This is a genomic window from Pseudomonas sp. ok272 (assembly GCF_900109995.1).
Taxonomy (GTDB): Bacteria; Pseudomonadota; Gammaproteobacteria; order Pseudomonadales; family Pseudomonadaceae; genus Aquipseudomonas.
This window is the reverse complement of record NZ_FOCB01000002.1, coordinates 217,532-234,093: the sequence shown is the minus strand read 5'-3', so window position 1 is coordinate 234,093 and position 16,562 is coordinate 217,532. Positions and strand designations below refer to the sequence as shown.

Genomic DNA, 16,562 nt, shown 5'->3' with positions numbered 1-16,562 from the left:
GACGACTCCTCAGTAGCGGAACAACCGCCAGGCCAGCAGTCGGGCTGTCCCGACGATGGCCTTGGCGATCAGGTAATACAGCACCGCAGCAATGGCGAAGTACTCGAAGGTGCGGAAGGTCTTGACGTTATAGTCCTGGGTCACGCCGGTCAGGTCGTTGTTCAGGCCGACGATCACTCCCAGGGACGTCATCAGCACCGCCCACACCATCTGGTTGGTCAGCGGATAGAACACGATGCGCAGCAGTTGCGGGACGATGATCATGCGATAGGTCTGGAACGCGCTCATGCCCAGGGAACGGGCCGCACGCACCTGGGTCTCGGGCACCGCCTTGAGGCCGCCGCGAAAGTTCTCCGCCAGGTAGCCGGCGCAGTTGAAGGTGATCCCGGCCATCAGCGCCAGCCACGAACTGACATGCAAACCCAGGGAGCCAAGGCCGAAGTACAGGACGTAGATCTGGAACAGCGACGGGGTGTTGCGGGCAATCGATACCCAGGCCTCGCCGAAACCGCGCAACAGCGGGTTCTTGGCTTCGCGCATGACGGTCAGCGCGAGGGCGATCAGCGTGCCGAAGATCATCGCCAGCGCGGCGGTCTCGAAGGTCACCAGGGCGCCGGCCAGCATGTCCGGCAGGGCGCGCAGGGCCGCGCGCCATTGGAAGGTGTAGTCAAACATGCGCGGGGCTCTCCAGTGGTTCGGCAGGTTGTAGCCAAGTGGGCAGGCGCCCGCTGGCGGTGGCGGTGCAGGCCGCGTCGACGCACTCGGCCAGGCTGGCGAAGTGCACCTGGCGGCCCACCAGGCCCGGTGCGTAATGGGCGTACTTGCCCGAGTTGGTCATCAAGGTGGTCGCGGCGGGCGGGATCACCGGCTCGCCGAGCATGCACCAGCAGGTGTCTGTCACCAGCGTGACGCCAAAGGCCTCGAGCACGCCGATGTGTCCAGCGGCCCGCGCCTGTTCCAGCACTGCCCGGCCGCAGGTGATGGCGAGCACCACGTCGGGGTGCTTGTGGCGTCCGTGGCACAGGCGCGCCAGGGCGGCGAATTCGCTGAGGGAGAAATGCGGGTTGCCCAGCGACACCACCTGCACCTGATTGTCGCGGGCGCTGTTGAGCTCGCGCCAACTGCGCAGCAGGTCGGCCAGGGCGATGCGTTCAACCGGGATCGCGATCCCGGCGTCCACCGCCTGCGCCGGGTCGATGGCCTCGGGGGTGACCCCGGCGATATGGAACAGGGGCGCGCCCGAGGTGGTGGCAAATGCGGCGCCGAACGCTTTCAAGTCGTCCAGGCTCGGCTGACGGTGTTCCAGCCCCAGCACCAGCGGGATGCGACTGCCGGCCAGCGCGCCGACGTGGTAGCCCAGCAGCGGATAGAAGGCGTCGTCCAGATCGCCCAGCGCCGGCAACTCCACTTGCAGGCGCGCCTTGCGCGGGGCGTCCAGGTGGCAGCCAATCAGCGGCGCGCGGCCGGTGAGGGCGATGCAGATATCCAGGTAGTCCGGGTACTTGAGGGTCCGGGCGCCGAGCACGCTGTTGGCGTAGACCACCGCGTTGGATTCGGCCCAGACGATCTGCTCGCCGGCCTTCGGCGCGCTGTCGAGCAGGTACGGTGCACAGGTGAAACTGAGCTGCGCACCCATCGCCATGTAGGCATCACCCAGGGCACTGGCGGGCTCGCCGAGCGCCGGGTCGATCCCCAATTCGCGCCAGCGACGTTGGTCCACGGATATGGAGTTGAGGGTGGTCGGCACCCGCACCTTCGCCCCCCATTGCACCAGTTGCCGGGCAAAACGCAGGCTGGCGGGGCCGGTGTAGATGCAACCGTCGATGTGGGCCTGGGTCACGTCGATCAGCTGGGTGGCGCCTTGTAGCTGGGCCATGCGCAACACGATGTGCATGGCCACCTGGGCGGCCTTGCCGTGTTGACCCGCGAGCAGGGCCTGGTCGTATTCAGTGAGTTGCAGTGAGGCGTGGATCGGATCGTCTTGAATCGGTTTGTCGCCGGCCTGCCAGTGATCGCCGGGCAGGCCTTCGAACAGGTTCAGCGCATGCCCTTCGACGCGGGCGAACGCCTTGCCACGCAAGGTGGCGAAGGCGTGCGCGCCGATGCACAGCACCGGCAGGGAACGCGCGAAAATCGTCTGCGCCACCAGTACGCCCAGGGTCAGGATCTCATCCGGCTCGGCCAGCACCAGCGCAGCGGGAGCGTGACCATTGCTGATCAACTCCATCATCACGCTGCTGCCGGTGCACGAGCCACGGCCGCTGGGAATCGCCAGCACCCGGCCGGCCAGGTGCTGGCCGCTCAAGGGGTGGTGGCGATCGATGATTTCCCCGCTGAGCGAATCGACGCCGCCCCAGAAGCTCAGGCCGACATCGGCGAACAACAGTTCGCCCTGCGCGCGGCCAGCGACCAGGCTACGGCCGGATAGAGAAGTGACCCCAGGCATGCCGGACACCTTAGTAGTAGACCTGTGGCACGGTCAGGTTGGCCGGTGGGATCTCGGTGCCGACCCATTTGACGAACAGCTCGTTATAGCGGCCGGTGCGTACTTGCTGGTTGACGAACAGGTTGAGGTAGTTGAGCAGCCCATACTCATTACGCTTGGCGCCCAGGGACACGTAGTCGATCACGTACGGCGCGTTGCCGACGACTTTCAGGCCCTTGTACTTGCCCGACTTGAGGGTGGCGGCGGCGACGGTGTTGGTGACCACCGTGGCGTCGATATGGCCCTGGGCGACGGCCAGCAGGGTGTCGTTCTGCGACTGGTAGGCGCGGAAGCTGCCGCTGCCCCATTGCTTGACGTTTTTCTCCAGGGCAATCGCTTCATAGGTGCCGCTGGTGTTACCGACGGGCTTGCCCTTGAGGTCTTCGAAGGTATTGATGCCGGTGTTGTCGCGGGTCAGCACCACCATTTGGAAGGCGAAGTAGGGCACGGTCAGGCCCACGGTCTTGGCCCGCTCAAGGGTGTCGGAGGTGGAGGCGACGATGATGTCGGCGCGCCCGGACACCAGGGCCGGGATACGATCCGGGAACGGCGTCTCGACGATTTCGGCATCGACCCCCAGCACCTTCGCCAGGTCCTTGCAGTAGTCGACGTCGAAACCAACCGGGTTGTTGGCTTCATCGCGCGAGCCCATGGGTGGGAAGTCCAGGGTCACGGCGCAGCGCAGCTTGCCCGAACCAATGATGTCGTCGAGCTTGTCGGCCTGGGCCGTGGCGATGAACGGGATACTGAGAACAGCGCTGAGGGCTACGGCAAATGCGGGGTTTTTCATAGAGGCCTCGTTGGGAAGAAAAGTGCTGTTGAGTGTCGTATTGGGGATTTCGTATACGATATTTATTTAGCAATGAGCGTGCCTGTTTTTCCCGGGGCCGAGAATTAATCAGCAGGCCTTACGCCTTGGGACTTGCAGCGAGGTGGTTAAAGGCAGAGTGACAGCATGGCGACGAGACCATCGGGGGCAGGTGTTACAGATGGGAGCAGTGAGTGTGGAGGCGCACCTTTAAGGAACACTGGGGCACAGAACGTGTGGGAGCGAGCCTGCTCGCGAATGCAGTTTGTCAGTGGGCTGGGATGTCGACTGACACGACGTTATCGCGAGCAGGCTCGCTCCCACGAGGAGGGGGTTGTGTGTCGTCCAGGCCTAGCGCGGACTCTCGCGATACTGGCTCGGGGACAAACTGGTCAGCGCGCGGAACTGGCGGCTGAAGGCGCTGTGGTCGGTGTAGCCGCAGCGCAGGGCGATCTCGGTGATCGGTAGCTCACTGTGCAGCAACAGCCGCGAACCTTCCTCCAGCCGGGCCTTGTGGATCATCTGCCGGGGTGTGAGTTGGAACACGCGCTTGCAGTGGCGCTCCAGTTGCGCCACCGAGTACCCGGCGAGAGCGGTCAGCTCGGCGAGGCTGATGGGGCGGGCGAAATGCTTGCGGATGTGCGCGTCGACGGCGACCAGCTTCTGGAACGCCGGGTGGCTGGATTGTGGCGCTTGCAGGTCGCGGGAGATGCCCGCCAGGCCGACGACCTGGCCCTGGGTGTCGCGCAGGGCGAGTTTATGGGTCAGGCACCAGATTGGCTGGTTGGCGAAGTACAGGTGCAGCTCCAGTTGATCGGTCAACTCCCGGCCGCTGGCCAATACGCGCCGGTCCTGTTCGGTGTAGAGCGGGCCGAAACGCTGCGGGAAGACGCACTCGGCGGTCTTGCCCAGTAGTTCATCCGCGTGCTTGACCCCGCAACGCCGGGCCAGGGTCTGGTTGACGAAGACGTAGCGGGCCTCGACGTCCTTGATGAAAAACACCACGTCGGTCAGCGTATCGAGCAGCGCGGCAATCGGCTGCAGGCTGGCGATGAGCGTCGGCAGGTCGCAGGGTTTCAGGGTGTTGAGCGAGGGGAACATGGCGCTGGCAGTCTGATGGCAACCCCCCGGATCATAAAGACTCGGCAGGTCGCCCGAAACCCCCGGCACGCGATTCATGCCGGCGGGGTGTCGTCCAGGCTCATCAAGGTCTCGAGGCGCGCCGGGCTGAACGGTGGCCGAGGCGCGGAAGGCTGCCAGCCGAACAGCTGTTGCACCGCGCCGCCACACACCCGGCCTTGGCAGGCGCCCATGCCGCAACGGCTGGCCAGCTTGGCCGAACGCCAATCCGCATGGCCGACGAGGGCCGAGTACGGCACGTCTTCGCAGCGGCACACCAGCGTGTCGGGCTGGGCCAGGGATGTGAGCCGTGGGTCGAGGGCAAAGGCGTGGTTCAGTGCCTTGGCGAAACCCTGCCACCGCGCCCGGCGTGGCCACAAATGACGGGCCGCGTCCTGGTTGCCGACCGCCGCGTACCCGGCAATCGCGCCCTCCACCAGCGCCAGCTCACTGCCGCCAAAGCCGGTGCACTCGCCAGCGGCGTAGTGATCGGCGCGGCTGCTGGCCTGCCAGGCATCGACGGCGATGGCCTGGCCTGCAATCGCGCACCCCAGCGCTTGGGCCAATTGAATGTTGGGGATCAAGCCAAAGCCACAGGCCAGCCGATCACATGCCATCTCGACGACCTTGCCGTGCTGCTGCACGCGCACGCCTTCCACACGATCGGTGCCCAAGGCGGCCAGGACATGGGTGGCGGTGCGGTAATGGCGGTCGAACAGGCTGAACGATTGCAGCAGTTTGCCGGGCCAGCGCGGCAGTTGCGCGGCGAACCCGGCGACGGCCTGGGATGAGGCTTGTTCAGCGATGCGCAGCACCTGGGCGCCGTGTTGCTTGGCGGTGGCGGCACTGGCCAGCAGCAACGGCCCTGAACCGGCGATCACCACACGCTGGCCGTGCACCGGCACGCCGCCCTTGATCAGCGCCTGCAAGCCGCCGGCACCGGTCACCCCGGGCAAGGTCCAGCCGGGGAAGGGCAGCAGCAACTCCCGGGCACCGGTGCACAGGATCAGCTTGTCATAGCGGATCAGCCAGCCGCGTTCGTCGTTCTCCACCAGCAGTTGCTGGGCGCCAGGGCTGGCGATCACCCGGGTGGCGGGGTGACGGTGGATGCTGTGGCAGGCCTCCAAGCGTTCGCGCAGGCGGCGGGCTTGAGCGGGCAGATGGGCGTTGGGGCCATCGCGCCAGATCTGCCCGCCCGGCAGCGGGTTGTCGTCCAGCACCACAATGCGCGCCCCGCTGGGGGCCGCGGCCAGGGCGGCGCTCATCCCGGCGGGGCCGGCCCCGATGATCAGTAAGTCGGCGTATTCATTCATGGGTGGGTCTCCACATGCATCCCTTCGCGGCACAGGGTCTGGCAGGCCAGGCGCCGACGACCGTCGATGGTCACCCGGCATTCCTGGCAAATGCCCATGCCGCACAGCGGGGCGCGGCGTTGGCCGCTGACCGAGGTGCGTGTGCAGCCATCGCCCGCCAGTGCCAGGGCCGCGGCGACGCTGGTGCCTTCGGTCACGCGCAGGGTACGACCGTCTAGCAGCACATCAGGCATGGGCCGGTTCTCCAAGGAAACGCTGGGGCAAATAGGGCTGGGCGGCCAGGGGCGGGGTTTCGTTGAACAACTGCGCCACCAGCAAATCGGCGGTGCCGGGGGCCGTGGTCACGCCCAGCCCCTCGTGGCCGACCGCCAGCCACAGGCCTTGGCGCTGCGGGTGCTGGCCCACCAGCGGCAGGCCGTCGGGGCTGGCGGCGCGAAAGCCGGTCCAGGCGCGAATGCCATTGAGCTGGGCCAGGGCCGGCATGTACTCGGCGGCGCGCTTGAGCATTTTGGACAGCATCCAGCCTTCGACCTGCGGATCGGTGGTGCCGAATTGCCGCGAGGCGCCGATGAACAGTTGCCCGGTGGGACGCGGCTGGATGTTGCAGGCGGTCGAGGGCCCGCTGGCGTTGTGGGCGCTGGTGACGTAGCCCAATTCCACCAGGGTGTGGGTGACGGTGCCCGGGTAGCGATCGGTAATCAGCAAGTGGCCTTTTTTCGGCTCGATCGGCAGCTCCGGGCACAGCTCATTGGCCTGGATACCATTGGCCAGCACCACCGCGTCGGCGCTCAACCACTGGCCGTCGTCCAGGCGGACGCGGTGGCCGTCCACTTCGGTGACACGCGCCCGACGCTGGCGGATGTTGGGCTCGGCGAGCATCCAGTTGGCCGTCGCCGGCGCATAGAGGATGCCGTCGCCATTGATCAGCAGGCCGCCTTCCAGCCCCTCGCGCAGGGCCGGCTCACGCACGCGCAGGGCGCTGGCGCCGACCCGTTCGCAGGCCACGCCCTGGGCGCGCAGGTTGAGGTATTTGCTTTCGGCCACGGCCATTTCTTCGGGATTGGCCGCCAGCCACAGGGTGCCGTTGCTGCGGTAGGCGCAGTCCTCGGGCAGGTCGGGGGCGTGTTCGCGCCAGCGTTGCAGGGAATATTGACTCAGGGCCAGTTCGGCCGGGTTGTCATCGAGCACCAGCAAGTGCCCCATGCCGGCTGCCGTCGCACCGGGCAGACCGGCGTCGAGCACCAGCACCTGCACGCCGCGTCGGGCCAGGGCCTGGGCACAGGCGGCGCCGATGATCCCGGCGCCGATCACGATCACATCGGCGACCCGGCCTTGGCTCACAGGCGAATGCCCCAGGCGAACGGGTCGTCCTGTTCGATGATCAGGCTGGCTTCGGCGCTGATAAACGCGCGGCCGCGAATGGTCGGCACAATGCGCTCGCCCTGGACCTCGTAGGAACCTTCGAACTCGCTGCCGATCACACTGGCCTGGCGCCAGAGCTGTCCCGGTTGCAGCTTGTCGTCGGCGGCCAGGCACGCCAGCTTGGCGCTGGTGCCGGTGCCACAGGGCGAGCGGTCGTAGGCCTTGCCGGGGCAGAGCACGAAGTTGCGGCTGTCGGCCTGATCGTCGTCGGCGAACAGTTCGACGTGATCGATCAAGCCGCCGTCTTCCCCGCGAATCCCCTGGACCTCCAGCGCCTGCTGGACAGCGTAGGTGTAGGCAGTCAGGGCATCGAGGTTATCGCCGGTCACCGACAGGCCATGGTCGGCAATCAGGAAGAACCAGTTGCCGCCCCAGGCGATATCGCCCACGACCTCGCCAATGCCCGGGACCTGCAGCGCCAGCGCCTTGCGGTAGCGGTAGGCCGGCACGTTGCGCACGCTCACCGACTGGTCCTCGTGCAACGTGGCCTGCACGGTGCCCACCGGGGTCTCGATGCGGTGCACGCCCGGGCCAATCCGGCCCAGGTGCGCCAGGGACGCCACCAGGCCGATGGTGCCGTGGCCGCACATGCCGAGGTAGCCGGTGTTGTTGAAGAAAATCACCCCGGCGACCGCGCTGGGGTCCACCGGGGTGCAGAGCAGGGCGCCCACCAGCACGTCGCTGCCCCGGGGTTCCAGCACACAGGCGGCGCGCCATTGATCGTGCTGCTCGGCCAGCAGCTGGCGCCGCTGGGCCATGCTGCCGTTACCCAGGTCAGGGAACCCGGCGGTCACCAGGCGGGTCGGTTCGCCGCCGGTGTGGGAGTCGATCACGGTGATGCGTTTCATGGGGGGGCCACGTCCGTTCAGATGAGTGAGCGAAAGAGTGGCCCGTGCAGCGCGGTGGCGGCTTGATGGATTTACCCGGTGCCGATGACGAAATCGGCACAGGGCTCAATGGGCGTGCGGCAGGTGTTCGAACAGGGTCTGGCAGACGCCGGCGATGTGCTCGTCCAGCAGCTTCACCGCCAGGTCGACATCACCGGCCCGACAGGCCTGGATGATGTCGCGGTGCTCGTGATCGGCGCGGTCCTTGCCGGCCGACAGGCTCATCTGCATGCGCAGGTAGCGTTCCAGCTTGTCATTGACCGAACGGATCAGGCTCACCAGGAACGGCCGTTGCGCCGGTTCGTACAGGCACGCGTGCAATTGCCAGTTGAGCTCGGCCCAGCGGCCGACGTCGTCTTCGCCGACGAACTCCTGGCAGATACTCTCGGCGCGGGCGAAGGTGGCCTCGGTCATGTTGGGAATGGCCAGGCGCAGCACCTTGTCTTCGAGCAGCATGCGTACCTCGAACATCTGCGCCAGCTCCGCGTCGGAGATACGCGTGACCATCGCCCCGCGATTGCGCTGGAACATCACCAGCCCTTCGGCCTCCAGGCGCTTGAGGGCCTCGCGTACCGGGATCTTGCTGACGTTGAACTGGCGGGCAATGTCGTCCTGACGAATCGGCTCATCTTCGGCAAAATGCCCGGCGACGATAGCGTCGCGCAGATGATGGGTGATGATCTCCGAGGTGGACGGCGTGTTGCCAAGGTCGGGGGCATTGAGTTTGGGTAGGTTCACGGCGGCGAATCTTCGGAATGAGGTGCGGATAGAGTATACGAAATTCGATTTATCGTCCTTCGGCCAGCCCGACGGTTTTTTCGCAACAGGGGATGGGGAGCACGTTGAGACGTTTCAGGAGTGGTAAATAGTCTTTTCGTACAGAAAAAAGTGATTCTTTCTCGCTGTTTTTGCGCAAGATTCTGAGTTTCATGTAGGGCATTTCTTGTTCGTTCTTGACGGCTTTGAATGGCTTTTCTGACGCCGTAGGGTGCGTTGGCCGACTCGATCCTGAGTCGGGTCAACAACCTGTCGGGAAGGAGAGCACGTAATGGCCACCGGCTATTTCATTCGCCAAGGGGACAAGACCACCTGCGGCGGCACGGTGCTGGAAGCGGATTCATTGGTCATGATGTTCGGCTTTGCCCATTCTCGTGATGGGGATCGGGTGTCGTGCGGCAAGGACGGTAAGACCTACCAGATCAGGGGCGGGGTGTCCTTCATCAGCAGTTCCGGCCGGCGGGTCGCCGGTACGCTGGACAGCGTCAGCAGTTGCCCTTGTCGGGCCAGGTTCATGGCCTCTTTTACGGGCTCTACGTATGAGGGGCCCGACCCTGCAGCGCAGGCCAGCAGCGCCGCGGCGGCTCCCCGTGCGGCCGTCGCCACCCCAGCGCCAGCTCCGGCACCGGTCGCGCCGCGCCCAGTCAATGTCGCGCCAGCACCGAGCCCATCCAGGGCATCTGCGTACCCCGTATCAGGGGTTTCGTGCGAGAACATCTGGTACACCTATCAACAGCGAGCCGAAGCCATCGTCGCGCCAGACGGCGTGCTGATCGCCGACCCCAAGGCGCGCAACCGGGCGATCAATGCGGCCTACGCCACGCTCTGGCTACGCGACCCACGCTTGCAATGGGCGGGGCTTGCGGCCTTCGCCTCCAAACAGGTGGGCTGCGGTTTGCTGCACGCCGCCGACTCCATCGAGAAGGTTCAAGCCCAGACGGATGCCGCAGAGCGCATGGTCGAGAGCGCCAAACGGCGGATGAGCTTTTTTGGCTTGACCCTGTTTGGCGGGCATGACGAGCGGGCGCAACGCGAGTACGAGCAGGCCCTGCGTGACAACCCGCTGTCGAGCATTGATTTAAGGCTCGCGGGTGAAGAGCAGTCGCTTGTGCAGCAGAACCTCCAGCATGTGCATGACCTACTGGCCATGGGTAACACCACGCTGTTCTTGGATGTGTATCCACTGCATGCGTTCTACCTGGATCGGGGGCTGGAGAAGCTGGAGAAGTGCTTGCCGGCGCGGCAGGGAATTTATGGGGATGGGTGGCCGGCAGTGTTGTGGCCGGTGGGGCAGCAGACGCTGGAGTTCGGAAATGATCATGAGGAGATCCTGCTCGCTTTCAGGGCAATTGAGGCTGGCAACATTGCCGAAAGTGTTAAGTGGCTTGCCACACACGAACAAGCCAACATCCTGCAACCAGCGATGTACAGCAACCCCAAGCTGGTAGCCCTGCTGTATGGCAACCATCTCGCCCATGTCACCAATCTCTTGCCCGGCGCCACTCAAGCCATCGAACTGACACTGGCCAGCCAATGCCGTCGGGTCGATGACGGACGCACCATTGGTTTTAGCGGCAGCCCATTTGCCGACCTGTCCAATCTTGATCAACGCATGGCCTTTGTGCTCCGGGCAGCGGCGCAGTTTGACGAACTGTTACGTGACGCGCATCAGCACAGCCTGATCGAACAGGCCATTCGGGACATCGCCTTCGGTCGAGGTGTGCGGTGAACTGGTTTGAGCGGATGAGTTGGAGGCGCCGTGGGGTATGGCTGGCAGCCATTGGCGTTGTTGCATGGGCGGCGATTGGGGCACTGCCAGAGAAGGAGATCGCCCTGGTGATGGGCGAGCCGTGGGAAGACATGCGCCAACGCTCCAGCGCTAAAATTGGTCCGGCGATTGCTGGGCATCATTGGTTCAGCATTCCCAGATCGGATGCGCGCCTGCGTTTGATCGATCCCCAGTACGGGTTTGTCACTCCACAGGCTCGCTTCTTCACCATTAATTTCAATAGCGATGAACGAGCTACCGGTGTCCGCATGTCGCCCCAAGTCGAACCGCTGCTGCTTGACGACACCCTCAAGGTCATACTGGATTTACAGGCACAATGGCACCAAGGCGGTTGGACCGTTACCCGGCCGGACTTTCCAGCGATTGCCGACACCCCCCAATGGCGTGCTCAATTGCGGAACGTAAGGAGAGGTGGGACGACCTACTGGCAAGCCGGTGATCAGTACCAGGTCATGCTGGTGGTCCATCGCTTTGAGGACGACAGGCACCCGACTCAAGAGCGCTATCTCATCACACTTGGCCTTGGCAGGCCTTGGGTGAAGCCATGAGAGGGTTGCGACGTGTCGGCTGGCGACGCGGTGGACTTGCATTGGCAATTGGGGTTGTCATCGTCTGGGCGGTCATTGGGGTACTGCCAGAAAAAGAGATCGCGTTGGTGATTGGCGAGCCTTGGGAGGACATGCGTCAGCGTTCCAGCGCTAAAATTGGTCCGGCTATTGCTGGTGACGTATCGTTCAGCATTCCCGGGGCGGATGCCCGTCTACGCTTCATAGACCCGCAATACGCGTTTGAAACCCCTCCGGCTCGTTTTTTTGCGGTTATCCATAGGCCTGATGAGACAATCAACAGTGTCCGCATGTCCCCCCAAATCGAACCCCTGCTACTCGACGACACGCTAAAGGTTGTACTGGACTTGCAGGAACAATGGCGCCAAGTCGGCTGGACCGTTACCCGGCCGGACTTTCCAGCGTTTGCCGACACCCCCCAATGGCGTGCCCAGTTACAGAACGTAAGGAGAGGGGGGAAGACCTACTGGCAAGCGGGTGAGCAGTATCAGATTAGGTTGGGGGTTCGCCGCTTCAAGGACGACAGGCACCCGACTCAAGAGCGCTATCTCATCACGCTCGGCCTTGGCAGGCCGTGGGTGAAGCCGTGAAACGCCGCCCTCGGTGGCTTGAGTCATGAAGCAGGCGCCCAACCAGGCGCCTGTTTTCATTCACGGCGTCGCCTGGGCCCGTAAGCGTCTGCCGATCACGTCCAGCACGTCGCAGCCGTCGCGCAATGGGATGGCCAGCAGCTTGGCGAAGTCGGCGAGCACGACGGTGTCGCTTTCGATGTCGGCGCGAAAGGCGATGTTTTCCAGCACCTGGGTGACGGTGCGGATGCGGTAGTCGGCCGTGGCATGCAGGACGTCGAGGGGGGCTTGGGTGTCGATGAGCAACGAGGCCGGGATCAGGTCGATTCCGGTGAGGGGCATGTATCTGTCCATGTTTTTGAAGCTCCGATCAATGCAAAGTGGACTGCACTGCAATCGTCGCCAAACGATTGGGTGGCAGCTGTACGCAGGTTGGCGAACCGGGATCGGAATACCGGCAGACCCGAAGGTCTCCCGCGCACAGCTGCCATAAAGACAGCTTTGCGAGCGTGCAACAGCGTCTGCAAAAAAGCACAGAGCTTTTGCACCCGATCGATCAGGTCGCCAAACCTGAGTCGCCAATGGGGGCGACGGGGCGGACTATAAGCGGCATTGGATCAGCGGACAAGGCGAGGGATTCCCAAGAATGTGTAGGACCGGTCAGGGCCCACCACGGCCAATCCCAACGCGTTAAGCAAAACGCCCGTGGGAGCGGCTTGCCGGTGAAAGCGGTGTGTCAGCCAGTCCTGATGCTGGATGTGCTGACGTCTTCGCGGGCAAGCCCCCTCCCACAGGGATCTCTGGCGTCAATGCTACCCGCGCCACACCGCAAAACCCGTGGGAGAGGGCTTGCCCGCGAAAGCGATGGTTCAGTCACTGGCGATGTTGGATGCGCTGTCGCTCCCACAAGGGGTCATCCTGCACGAGCGTGTTCAACACCCACTCGGTCCGTCGTCAGTGCGGCGTCATCGGTGCGGTTTGTGGTCGATACTGAGGGGTATCACCATTCCCCACAGGTGAACCATTGCGGCCATGGAAACCTCCCAACTGCCCCAAGACCCCAGCCCGATGTCGCGGGCCATGGCCATCACTTACGCCGTCGGCGTGCCGTTGGCGCTGCTGGTGTTGATCTTCCTGCCGGCCGGTAGCTTCGCCTGGTGGCCGGGGTGGGTGTTTATCGCGGTTCTGCTGCTGGGTTTTGTGGTCTCGGCGGGGATACTGGCCAAGGTCAATCCGGTGATCTTTCGCGCCCGCAGCCGCGTCCAGGCGGGTACCAAGGGCTGGGACAAAGCCCTGCTGTGGCTCATGCTGCCCTTGATGACGACCGTGCTGCCGGTCGGCGCGTTCGATGCTGGGCGGTTTCACGGGGCGGCGGCACCGGCCGCAGTGGTGTGGCTCGGCTATGCCGGCATTGTGCTGGGGCTCGCGTTGGCGACCTGGGCGCAGGCGGTCAATCCGTTTTTCGAGCCCGGCGTGCGCCTTCAGTCCGAGCGTCATCATCACGTGATCGACAGCGGTCCCTATCGGGTTGTGCGCCATCCCGGGTACGTCGCCGCGCTGTTGCTGTTTTTCGGCATGGCCCTGGCGCTGGGTTCGTTCTGGGCGCTGGTGCCGGCCGCGTTGACGGCGGGGTTGCTGGTGCTGCGCACCGCCTGGGAGGACCAGATGCTACACGCCGAGCTGGCCGGGTATGCCGAGTATGCGCGGCGGGTACGCTGGCGGTTGGTACCGGGTCTGTGGTGACGGTGCGCTGCCAGGGACATGACGTCGTTTGCCTGGCAACGCAGCGTTGAGGAGCGCAGGCCAAATTGGATGACGATGACGTCTCGCTCCTGCGCGCTACGGTTGGGTGAGCCACCGTGCAGCGTGGCTGAGTGCAGTGCCCGCCCGGCCCCCGGAGCGACGTCGGGGCAGAGCGCGGTTTCGATGGCGGTGCCGGCATGAAGGGACGCTAATGTCACGCTTCGCGCCCATGGGCCTGCGCCGACAACAACCCGGTATCGACCCGCACAAACACCGAGTCGCCTATGGCGGTCAGCACGTCGCCGGCATACACCTCGCAGATCACCCGGCTCTTGCGCCCGACCTCACCTTCGACTTTGGCTCGCAAGGTCAGCGGCACGCCCATCGGCGTGGGTTTGATGAACTTGATGCCCAGGCTGCCGGTGACACAGTCGATGCGGGGCAGGGTGCCCACGTCGCGGCCATCGTTGCGGTAGTGGTAGGCCATGGCGGTCCAGTTGGAGTGGCAGTCCACGAGCATGGCGATCAAGCCGCCGTACACCAGGTCCGGCCAGCCGCAGTATTTGGCTTCGGGCAGGTGTTCGGCCACCACGTGCACGCCGTCTTCATCCCAACGGCTCTTGATGTGCAGGCCGTGGGGGTTGCGACCGCCACAGCCATAGCACACGCCTTCGGGCGCGGCGCTGTCTTGCAGGGAAGGCGAGTGTGTCGACATGGCGGGGTCCGTCCTGGGCAATGAAAGAGGCCAAGCCTAGCGGATTTCATCAGGAAGTAGCATCACGTGTGAGCGTAAACGTGCTCGTGAAGGGGGCAGGGCACCTATCGACCGCTCATCGAAAACCCACCCCGACCTGTAAGATCTGACAGTAGCCAGCCGCCGCCCCCCGGTTCTAAATAACGCCATTAGAAAAGGGGACGGATCTATTTATCCGATCTATTCATCCGCCCCCGCTTTCAGGTCTGCATAAAACCCAGACAGATAAACTTCAACGCGCCTCACAAGACGTTCATCAGCCGGGTACACGAACGTTCGACAGTCAGGACCCTATCGAAGGACGAGGGGGGGCGAACGATCCCCCTGGCTCAAGCCTTGAACACCCCCTCACGCACCAATGTCTCGACCAAATCCTGGGGCCAGACGGTTGCCTGTGTCGATCTCAGCTCCTCGGCCGACCACCAATGATGATCGGCCATCACTTCGACTTCCTGGGCGGTCCATTGCGTGCGTGACACTTGCTCGTTGCCGACGTGTACAACGTAGTACTGCTCCAGCGACCGGACGATTTCCCCGCAGGGCAACTGCAAGGGAAAGTCGCGCTGGGCCACCGGGTCGCCAACGCGGTCGACTTCGATTCCGGTTTCCTCGCGCAGTTCGCGTATCGCGGCGCGTTGGAAGGTTTCACCGTCTTCGACGCCACCGCCGGGTGTGGCCCAGTAGTCCTGTCCCGCCAGTGCCCCGTGCTTATGGACAAAGCGGAACAGCAGCAGGTGTTGGGTGGGACTGATGACCAGCAGCCGGGCCGATTGACGTTCACGCATGGCGGATCTTTCCTTGATATGAGCGATACAAAACGGCGCGCAGTATACCGGCGCCATGGGGCGCTGCGCTCAATCGGTCGATGACTGAGGTGCGGCGCATGCCCATACAAACGGTCATGGATTTTGGCCATTACGATCCCCTTTTGGCCGACCTCGCTCTGTGATCCGGGCGGGCGCTCGGCAAGAATCAAAGCCGGATGACGGGGCCAGCCAGTTCGAGCCAAACCCATCGCCGGATCCTGCTCCTCTTACCCTGGGCTATCGTTGAAAGCCGTCTGCCGTGTACAGAACAAAAACCATCGAACTCACGCCACACATTTGGGGAACACTCCATGGTCACGATCAAACGCCTACTGGGCGCCACCGTTTGCGGGCTGACGCTGCTGGCCAGCGCCGTGCAGGCCGAGCAGCGAGAGCTGCGGGTGTACAACTGGGCGGACTACATCCTGCCGTCCGTACCCAAGGACTTCGCCAAGAACAGTGGCATCCAGTTGACCTGGGACACCTTCGACACCAACGAGTCCCTGGAAGCCAAGTTGCTGACCGGTAACTCGGGCTATGACCTGGTGGTGCCGTCCAACCAGTTCCTCGAAACCCAGATCAACGCCAAGGTGTTCCAGAAGCTGGACAAGTCCAAGCTGCCCAACTGGTCACGCCAGGACCCGGAGTTGCTCAAGTTGTTGGCCAAGAACGACCCCGGCAACCAGTACGGCGTGCCGTACATGGTCGGCACCGTGCTGATCGGCTTCAACCCGGCCAAGGTCAAGGCCGCGCTGGGGGAAAACGCGCCGGTGGACAGTTGGGACCTGGTGTTCAAGCCCGAGAACATGGAGAAGCTCAAGTCCTGCGGTGTGGCGATGCTCGACTCGCCGACCGAGATCATCCCGATTGCCTTGCAGTACCTGGGCCTGGACCCCAACAGCCAGAACCCGGCCGACTATGAAACGGTCAAAAAGATGCTGTTGAAGGTTCGCCCCTATGTGACGTACTTCAACTCCGCCAAGTACATGACCGACATCGCCAACGGCGACATTTGCGTGGCCATCGGTTACTCGGGCAGCTTCTATCAGTTCGGCAATCGGGCCAAGGAAGCCGGCAACGGTGTGGTGGTCGATTGGCGCCTGCCCAAGAGCGGCGCGCCGATTTGGTTTGATACCTTTGCTATCCCTAAGAGCGCGAAGAACGTCGACGAGGCCCACGCGTTTCTCAACAACCTGTTGGAGCCGAAGGTCATCGCCTCCATCAGCGACTTCCTCGGCTACCCCAACGCCAACAAGGACTCGCTGCCGCTGATCAACAAGGACATCACCGGCAACCCGAACCTGACGCCGACCAGCGAAGCCCTGAAAACCTTGTACGTGGTGCAGCCGTTGCCGCAGAACATGGAGCGCGTGCGGACCCGGGCCTGGATCGCCATCAAGTCCGGCACCTGAGGCTAATGCTGTTCACTCAAGGACGCCCCGATATCGAAGAAACAGCCGGTGGCGAGCTCGCCACTGGCTGTTTGAATGTCGAGATGACCTTAAGTGAACCGTATTGCGCACC

Annotated in this window: 17 protein-coding genes; 5 read left to right on the top strand and 12 right to left on the bottom strand. The window is 63.9% G+C overall.

The window, feature by feature from the left end:
- Positions 1–9: 9 nt before the first annotated feature.
- The 9 genes from BMW74_RS03915 to BMW74_RS03875 all read right to left on the bottom strand — a co-directional run bounded on the left by BMW74_RS03915 (position 10) and on the right by BMW74_RS03875 (position 8,772).
- Positions 10–675 (bottom strand): amino acid ABC transporter permease, encoded by a 666-nt coding sequence (locus tag BMW74_RS03915; RefSeq protein WP_093413937.1) that lies wholly within the window; start codon positions 673–675, stop codon positions 10–12.
- Entirely contained in the window at positions 668–2,446 is a 1,779-nt protein-coding gene (locus BMW74_RS03910) for a cis-3-hydroxy-L-proline dehydratase (RefSeq protein ID WP_093413935.1), read from the bottom strand. The genes BMW74_RS03915 and BMW74_RS03910 overlap by 8 nt, the downstream gene beginning before the upstream one ends.
- Positions 2,447–2,456: 10 nt before the next feature.
- Positions 2,457–3,275, bottom strand: a complete 819-nt coding sequence (locus BMW74_RS03905) for an ABC transporter substrate-binding protein (RefSeq protein WP_093413933.1) — start codon at positions 3,273–3,275, stop codon at positions 2,457–2,459.
- A 369-nt stretch (positions 3,276–3,644) separates the two neighbouring features.
- Positions 3,645–4,394, bottom strand: a complete 750-nt coding sequence (locus tag BMW74_RS03900) for an AraC family transcriptional regulator (RefSeq protein ID WP_093414825.1) — start codon at positions 4,392–4,394, stop codon at positions 3,645–3,647.
- Between the two features lie 74 nt (positions 4,395–4,468).
- Entirely contained in the window at positions 4,469–5,725 is a 1,257-nt protein-coding gene (locus BMW74_RS03895) for an NAD(P)/FAD-dependent oxidoreductase (protein ID WP_093413931.1), read from the bottom strand.
- Positions 5,722–5,958, bottom strand: a complete 237-nt coding sequence (locus BMW74_RS03890; protein ID WP_093413929.1) for a 2Fe-2S iron-sulfur cluster-binding protein — start codon at positions 5,956–5,958, stop codon at positions 5,722–5,724. The genes BMW74_RS03895 and BMW74_RS03890 overlap by 4 nt, the downstream gene beginning before the upstream one ends.
- Entirely contained in the window at positions 5,951–7,066 is a 1,116-nt protein-coding gene (locus BMW74_RS03885) for an NAD(P)/FAD-dependent oxidoreductase (RefSeq protein WP_093413927.1), read from the bottom strand. The genes BMW74_RS03890 and BMW74_RS03885 overlap by 8 nt, the downstream gene beginning before the upstream one ends.
- A complete protein-coding gene (locus tag BMW74_RS03880) occupies positions 7,063–7,995 on the bottom strand; it encodes a 4-hydroxyproline epimerase (RefSeq protein ID WP_093413925.1) in 933 nt (310 codons plus the stop codon). The genes BMW74_RS03885 and BMW74_RS03880 overlap by 4 nt, the downstream gene beginning before the upstream one ends.
- Before the next feature lie 105 nt (positions 7,996–8,100).
- A complete protein-coding gene (locus BMW74_RS03875) occupies positions 8,101–8,772 on the bottom strand; it encodes a GntR family transcriptional regulator (RefSeq protein ID WP_093413923.1) in 672 nt (223 codons plus the stop codon).
- A 310-nt stretch (positions 8,773–9,082) separates the two neighbouring features.
- On the opposite strand from BMW74_RS03875, the gene BMW74_RS03870 reads away from it, so the two are divergent.
- The 3 genes from BMW74_RS03870 to BMW74_RS03860 are packed head-to-tail and all read left to right on the top strand — an operon-like array spanning position 9,083 to position 11,756.
- Positions 9,083–10,540, top strand: coding sequence for a PAAR domain-containing protein (locus tag BMW74_RS03870; protein ID WP_093413921.1), 1,458 nt, complete (start codon positions 9,083–9,085; stop codon positions 10,538–10,540).
- Entirely contained in the window at positions 10,537–11,148 is a 612-nt protein-coding gene (locus BMW74_RS03865; RefSeq protein ID WP_093413919.1) for a hypothetical protein, read from the top strand. Before BMW74_RS03870 ends, BMW74_RS03865 begins: the two co-directional genes overlap by 4 nt.
- Positions 11,145–11,756 carry a hypothetical protein gene (locus BMW74_RS03860; RefSeq protein WP_093413917.1) on the top strand — a complete coding sequence of 204 codons (612 nt, stop codon included), beginning with the start codon at positions 11,145–11,147 and terminating at the stop codon, positions 11,754–11,756. The genes BMW74_RS03865 and BMW74_RS03860 overlap by 4 nt, the downstream gene beginning before the upstream one ends.
- Before the next feature lie 60 nt (positions 11,757–11,816).
- On the opposite strand, the gene BMW74_RS03855 is transcribed toward BMW74_RS03860, so the two are convergent.
- On the bottom strand, positions 11,817–12,089 hold the full coding sequence (locus BMW74_RS03855; protein WP_093413915.1) for a hypothetical protein: 273 nt from the start codon (positions 12,087–12,089) through the stop codon (positions 11,817–11,819).
- 678 nt (positions 12,090–12,767) lie between these two features.
- On the opposite strand from BMW74_RS03855, the gene BMW74_RS03850 reads away from it, so the two are divergent.
- Positions 12,768–13,478 (top strand): methyltransferase family protein, encoded by a 711-nt coding sequence (locus BMW74_RS03850; protein WP_256562518.1) that lies wholly within the window; start codon positions 12,768–12,770, stop codon positions 13,476–13,478.
- Between the two features lie 214 nt (positions 13,479–13,692).
- Here the strand turns inward: BMW74_RS03850 and BMW74_RS03845 are convergent, their stop codons facing one another.
- A complete protein-coding gene (locus BMW74_RS03845) occupies positions 13,693–14,193 on the bottom strand; it encodes a PaaI family thioesterase (RefSeq protein ID WP_093413910.1) in 501 nt (166 codons plus the stop codon).
- 368 nt (positions 14,194–14,561) lie between these two features.
- On the bottom strand, positions 14,562–15,017 hold the full coding sequence (locus BMW74_RS03840; protein WP_093413905.1) for an NUDIX hydrolase: 456 nt from the start codon (positions 15,015–15,017) through the stop codon (positions 14,562–14,564).
- Between the two features lie 332 nt (positions 15,018–15,349).
- Between BMW74_RS03840 and BMW74_RS03835 the strand changes: the two genes are divergently transcribed.
- Positions 15,350–16,450: a polyamine ABC transporter substrate-binding protein gene (locus BMW74_RS03835; RefSeq protein ID WP_093413900.1), complete on the top strand. Its 1,101-nt coding sequence runs from the start codon at positions 15,350–15,352 to the stop codon at positions 16,448–16,450.
- Positions 16,451–16,562 lie beyond the last annotated feature (112 nt).

Bases quoted from the DNA above. Each gene is read 5' to 3' on its own strand.
- BMW74_RS03855 (WP_093413915.1), bottom strand. From the start codon at position 12,089: ATGGACAGATACATGCCCCTCACCGGAATCGACCTGATCCCGGCCTCG.
- BMW74_RS03890 (WP_093413929.1), bottom strand. From the start codon at position 5,958: ATGCCTGATGTGCTGCTAGACGGTCGTACCCTGCGCGTGACCGAAGGC.
- BMW74_RS03880 (WP_093413925.1), bottom strand. From the start codon at position 7,995: ATGAAACGCATCACCGTGATCGACTCCCACACCGGCGGCGAACCGACC.
- BMW74_RS03910 (WP_093413935.1), bottom strand. From the start codon at position 2,446: ATGCCTGGGGTCACTTCTCTATCCGGCCGTAGCCTGGTCGCTGGCCGC.
- BMW74_RS03840 (WP_093413905.1), bottom strand. From the start codon at position 15,017: ATGCGTGAACGTCAATCGGCCCGGCTGCTGGTCATCAGTCCCACCCAA.
- BMW74_RS03860 (WP_093413917.1), top strand. From the start codon at position 11,145: ATGAGAGGGTTGCGACGTGTCGGCTGGCGACGCGGTGGACTTGCATTG.
- BMW74_RS03845 (WP_093413910.1), bottom strand. From the start codon at position 14,193: ATGTCGACACACTCGCCTTCCCTGCAAGACAGCGCCGCGCCCGAAGGC.
- BMW74_RS03900 (WP_093414825.1), bottom strand. From the start codon at position 4,394: ATGTTCCCCTCGCTCAACACCCTGAAACCCTGCGACCTGCCGACGCTC.
- BMW74_RS03870 (WP_093413921.1), top strand. From the start codon at position 9,083: ATGGCCACCGGCTATTTCATTCGCCAAGGGGACAAGACCACCTGCGGC.
- BMW74_RS03850 (WP_256562518.1), top strand. From the start codon at position 12,768: ATGGAAACCTCCCAACTGCCCCAAGACCCCAGCCCGATGTCGCGGGCC.
- BMW74_RS03915 (WP_093413937.1), bottom strand. From the start codon at position 675: ATGTTTGACTACACCTTCCAATGGCGCGCGGCCCTGCGCGCCCTGCCG.
- BMW74_RS03905 (WP_093413933.1), bottom strand. From the start codon at position 3,275: ATGAAAAACCCCGCATTTGCCGTAGCCCTCAGCGCTGTTCTCAGTATC.
- BMW74_RS03835 (WP_093413900.1), top strand. From the start codon at position 15,350: ATGGTCACGATCAAACGCCTACTGGGCGCCACCGTTTGCGGGCTGACG.
- BMW74_RS03895 (WP_093413931.1), bottom strand. From the start codon at position 5,725: ATGAATGAATACGCCGACTTACTGATCATCGGGGCCGGCCCCGCCGGG.